The following is a 3,565-nucleotide window of genomic DNA, read 5'->3' as shown; positions in this document are numbered from 1 at the left end:
ACACGGTATCCCGGAGCGAGCAGGACGCGAGCGCTGGACAAATGGAACTTTCAGCCGCCCGGCGAAGGCGCCGAGAGTTACCAGATGCTGCTCGAACGGGTGAGGCCATGCTTCGACGCGATCGAACGCCAGACGATCTGCGTGACCCATGGCGGCGTCATGCGCACCTTGTTTCGCTTCGTTCTGGGATTGGCCGAGGACGAGGCAGCGAACCTGGAGATACCGCAGGATCGCTTGCTCAAGCTCGAGGGCAAGAGTCTGGAGTGGCTCTAGACCGTAGAGACAATTGATCAGAGCGGCTCAGCGAAAACTGACCGCAAGCACTGCATTCAATTGAGGCTGGAAGCTCTAATTGGCTGAGCTGTCCGGCAGTTCCATGTCGGTGACGACGTTTTCGCCATTGGTCACATCGTAGGCGATGACGATGTCCATGCCCGGCTTCAGCGCGTCGAGATCGGTCTCGGCGTTCAGCTTGTAGGACTTGCCGTCATCCAGCGTCAGCGTCGCCGTGTCCTTGTCGATCTTCTTGATCAGGCCTTCGGTCTGGCCGGCGAAAGCGGCGGTGGAAAGCAGCAGTGTGGCGGCAACGGCGCCAATCAGGGTACGCATAATCGTTCCTCTTTATCATTGCACCGGCATAGCGGCGGGCGTTCAACGGCGGATGGAGCAGAGCAGAAACCAACCGAATGTGTCAAAACTAAATCCGCCAGATCACAGTTTGACCCCTGTGAAAAACGCCAATAGAAGGCAGCCTTGAGCCGGCTCCGCTGCCGGGCAGGGTCATTTCATGTCTCACAACACGTTCGGCCACCTTTTCCGCGTCACCACCTGGGGCGAAAGCCATGGCCCGTCGCTTGGCTGCGTGGTCGACGGCTGTCCGCCCGGCATCCGCTTCACTCAGCGAGAAATCCAGGCCGAACTCGACAAGCGCCGGCCGGGACAGTCACGTTTCGTGACGCAGCGTCGCGAACCTGACGAGGTCAAGATCCTGTCCGGTTTTATACTCGATGAGGATGGCGAGACGATGATCACCACCGGCACGCCGGTGTCGATGCTGATCGAGAATGTCGACCAGCGCTCGAAGGATTATGGCGAGATCGCCCGCCAATACCGGCCCGGCCATGCCGATTACACCTATGACGTCAAATACGGCGTCCGCGATTATCGCGGCGGCGGCCGCTCCTCGGCCCGCGAGACGGCAGCTAGAGTGGCAGCCGGTGCCCTGGCGCGCAAGGTGGTGCCCGGCGTTGTGGTGCGCGGCGCGCTGGTGTCGATGGGCGAAAAATCCATCGACCGCGCCAACTGGAACTGGAATTTCATCGGCGACGCGGAAAATCCGTTCTTCACCCCCGATCCGGCTTCCGTTCCCGTTTTCACGCAGTATCTCGACAGCATCCGCAAGGCGGGATCCTCGGTCGGTGCGGTGATCGAAATCGTCGCCGACGGTGTTCCGGCCGGTCTCGGCGCACCGATATATGCCAAGCTCGACCAGGACATCGCGTCGGGCCTGATGTCGATCAATGCCGTCAAGGGCGTCGAGATCGGCAACGGCTTCGAGGCCGCCCGCATCACCGGCGAGCAGAATGCCGACGAGATGCGCATGGGCAATGACGGCAAGCCGGTGTTCCTGTCCAACAATGCCGGCGGCATCCTGGGCGGCATCTCGACCGGCCAGGCAATCGTCGCCCGTTTCGCCGTCAAGCCGACCTCGTCGATCCTGACGCCGCGAAAGTCGATCGACAAGGACGGCAAGGACGTCGAGATCATGACCAAGGGCCGCCACGACCCATGCGTCGGCATCCGCGCCGTGCCGATCGGCGAAGCGATGGTTGCCTGCGCGATTGCTGATCACTATCTGCGTCATAGGGGGCAAACAGGAAAGGGAGTAGGGCAGTAAGGCAGTAAGGCAGTATGTTACGCCGTCCGCCGAAACAGCCAAATCTTCCTTTTCCCTACTGCCTTACTGCCCTATTCCCCTACTGCCCTGCGAGCGAAGCGAGCGTTCATGCCTTACGACCAGAAGAAAATCGTCGAAGCCCTGCGCGCTTTCGAACGCGGCGAGATCGTCGTCGTCATGGATGATGACGGGCGCGAGAACGAGGGCGACCTGATCGTCGCTGCCGTCCACTGCACGCCCGAAAAGATGGCGTTCATCGTTCGCCACACCTCCGGCATCGTCTGCACGCCGATGCCGCGCGAGGAGGCCAAGCGGCTGAACCTTGCGCCGATGGTCGCCGACAACGACTCCGCGCATACCACCGCCTTCACCGTTAGCGTCGATTTCAAGCATGGCACCACCACCGGCATTTCGGCCGAGGACCGCACACTGACCGTTCGCAATCTTGCCAACGGCAATGTCGGCGGTTCGGATTTCGTCCGGCCTGGCCACATCTTCCCGCTGATTGCGCGCGAGGGCGGCGTGCTGATGCGCTCTGGCCATACCGAGGCCGCGGTCGATTTGTGCAAGCTCGCCGGCCTGCCGCCGGTCGGCGTCATTTCCGAGCTGGTCAACGACGACGGCACGGTCAAGCGCGGTCCGCAGGTGCAGGCTTTCGCCGAAGAGCATGGCCTGAAGCAGGTTTCTGTGGCCGACCTCATCGCCTACCGGCAACGCAAGGAAACGCTGGTCGAGCGCGTCGCCTGCTCCGAAATCGACACGCTCGGCGGCAAGGCGCAGGTCTTCACCTACACGCTGCCCTGGGACTCCATGCATCACGTCGCCATCGTCTTCGGCGACATTCGCGACGGCGAGGACGTGCCGGTGCGTCTGCATTCCGAGGATGTGGTGACCGATGTCTTTGGCACCAGCCACCGGCTCGACGGCATCATGAAGTCGATGGGCGAGCGCAGGCGCGGCGTCATCGTCTATCTCAGAGAAGGCTCCGTCGGCGTCGCCCATCAGGAGCGCAAACGGCCGGCGAGCGGCGACCGCGAGGATCACGAAGAGGCCCGCCGCCGCGAAAACGAGTGGCGCGAGATCGGGCTCGGCGCGCAGATCCTCAAGGATCTCGGCATCTCCTCGATCAATCTGATCGCCTCGCGCGAACGCCACTATGTCGGCCTGGAAGGTTTTGGCATCCATATCGCCAAGACCGAGATTCTCTAGGGTATGTCGATATTCAGGTAAGGCCAGCCTGACCTGGGCCTCAACATACCCTGGCTATCACTCGGCCGGGATTGCTGCTTCGCATCCATCCAGTTCGCATTCGTGCGTGGCAAGGCTGCGCTGGCCAAGCAACACTGTGGCCAGGGCGATGGTGCCAGAAGCCACCGAGACCCAGAACCCGCTCTGGGCGCCGAACGCATCCACCACCGCACCGGCGGCAAACGAGCCGAGCGCCATGCCGATGCCGATGCCGGTCATGACCCAGGTGATGCCTTCGGTCAGCATCGCCTCCGGCACGTGCCGCTCGATCAGGCCGAAGGCGGTGATGAAGGTCGGCGAGATCGCCACGCCGCTGATGAACACGGTCAGCGCCAGCAGTGGCACGGTGTCGGCGGTGAGCGGCAGCAGCGTGCCGAGCGCGACGAGGGCGACTGCGATGGCCAACTGGCGTTGCAGTGG

The 3,565-nt window shown here is 62.6% G+C and carries 5 protein-coding genes; 3 read left to right on the top strand and 2 right to left on the bottom strand.

The features are described 5' to 3' along the window. The coding region (locus EN935_RS26795) for a histidine phosphatase family protein (RefSeq protein ID WP_164771362.1) at positions 1 to 273 on the top strand (273 nt) is incomplete at its 5' end. A 75-nt stretch (positions 274 to 348) separates the two neighbouring features. On the opposite strand, the gene EN935_RS26790 is transcribed toward EN935_RS26795, so the two are convergent. Further along, a complete protein-coding gene (locus EN935_RS26790; protein ID WP_109662215.1) occupies positions 349 to 609 on the bottom strand; it encodes a DUF1344 domain-containing protein in 261 nt (86 codons plus the stop codon). Positions 610 to 787: 178 nt separating this feature from the next. Between EN935_RS26790 and aroC the strand changes: the two genes are divergently transcribed. Together aroC and ribB are read left to right on the top strand one after the other, a co-directional pair. Continuing rightward, entirely contained in the window at positions 788 to 1,897 is a 1,110-nt protein-coding gene (aroC, locus tag EN935_RS26785) for a chorismate synthase (RefSeq protein WP_127262403.1), read from the top strand. 108 nt (positions 1,898 to 2,005) lie between these two features. Next, complete coding sequence (gene ribB, locus EN935_RS26780; protein WP_109662220.1) at positions 2,006 to 3,106, top strand: 3,4-dihydroxy-2-butanone-4-phosphate synthase; 1,101 nt, start codon at positions 2,006 to 2,008, stop codon at positions 3,104 to 3,106. 57 nt (positions 3,107 to 3,163) lie between these two features. Here the strand turns inward: ribB and EN935_RS26775 are convergent. Continuing rightward, positions 3,164 to 3,565: MFS transporter (locus EN935_RS26775; protein ID WP_127373786.1), on the bottom strand; the 402-nt coding region annotated here is incomplete at its 5' end.

It is taken from the genome of Mesorhizobium sp. M7D.F.Ca.US.004.03.1.1 (genome assembly GCF_003998635.1).
In the GTDB taxonomy this organism is placed as follows: Bacteria; Pseudomonadota; Alphaproteobacteria; order Rhizobiales; family Rhizobiaceae; genus Mesorhizobium; species Mesorhizobium loti.
The sequence above is the reverse complement of the archived record's forward strand: the minus strand, read 5'-3'. Positions and strand labels throughout refer to the sequence as shown.